Raw genomic sequence first — 1113 nt, 5'->3', positions numbered from 1 at the left:
ATACCAATTAAAGTAAAAATGTGATCTAATTAAGATTGATGAATTATTGTGAAATTTAGCCATGGATAGCCTTAATAACACTGACTTCAAAAAGCTTGCGAGCCAGCAAAAAACCATTCAGATGAAGATGCGTTTACTTGCGCTCGCACACTTTAAAGACGGCCTCTCTCGTACACAAATTGCAAAATCTCTCAAAGTCAGTCGAACCAGTGTCAATAAATGGGTTCGGATTTTTTTTAAAGAAGGTCTAGAAGGACTTCAAGAAAAACCTCGGACTGGTAGGCCTGCATACCTCACCGATGAGCAGCGGGCTCAACTCAGTGCCTTCATAAAAAAAGAAGCTGAATCACCTTCTGGTGGCCGCCTTGTTGGAAGCGATATACATGACTACATCGTTAAACACTTTGACAAGCACTACCACCCTAATTCCATCTATTATCTCCTCGACCACATGGGTTTTTCTTGGATAACTTCTCGTTCCAAACACCCTAAACAATCACAGCAAATACAAGACGATTTTAAAAAAATTCCAAATCGAAACGATCCTTAAGATCCCCGGCCATATTGGGCTAGAGAGTGTTGATGTCTGGTTTCAAGACGAAGCTAGGTTTGGTCAGCAGAACACAACAACACGTCTTTGGGCTACTCGTGGAACGAGACCTCGCGTAGTAAAACAGCAGCAATTTGAATACGCTTATTTGTTTGGCTCAGTGTGCCCATCGAGAGGGATTGGTGAGGCAATGGTCGTCCCTTGGGTTAACAAAGACATCATGATAAACCATCTAGAGCAGATATCTAAAGTCACAGAAAAAGACCGTCATTCAGTGGTAATAATGGATGGCGCAGGATGGCATACCGATGATATTGCTAACCCATTTGATAATGTCAGTATTATCAAATTGCCGCCATACTCACCAGAGCTTAACCCTATAGAGCAAGTGTGGAGTTGGTTAAGGCAACACTATCTAGCAAACCAAAACTTCATTGATTATAACGATATTGTTTCGAAGGTCTGTAGCGCCTGGAATGGATTTCTTGAGTGCAAAGATCGCGTCACAAAAATGTGTACAAGAGATTGGATTGACCTGATCAGTTAATTTTCCGGATTGGTAT

1 protein-coding gene is annotated in these 1113 nt (G+C 41.5%); it reads left to right on the top strand.

Features of this window, described 5'->3' with window-relative positions; translation table 11 throughout:
- Positions 1 to 61: 61 nt before the first annotated feature.
- A protein-coding gene (locus tag AB6E85_RS25840; protein WP_372144827.1) for an IS630 family transposase occupies positions 62 to 1097 on the top strand; the annotation gives its coding sequence in 2 pieces (ribosomal slippage) (positions 62 to 520 and positions 522 to 1097; 1035 coding nt in all).
- The last annotated feature ends 16 nt before the right edge of the window (positions 1098 to 1113 follow it).

It is taken from the genome of Vibrio sp. 10N.247.311.51 (assembly GCF_041467855.1).
GTDB lineage: Bacteria > Pseudomonadota > Gammaproteobacteria > Enterobacterales > Vibrionaceae > Vibrio > Vibrio coralliirubri.
The sequence above is the reverse complement of the archived record's forward strand: the minus strand, read 5'-3'. Positions and strand labels throughout refer to the sequence as shown.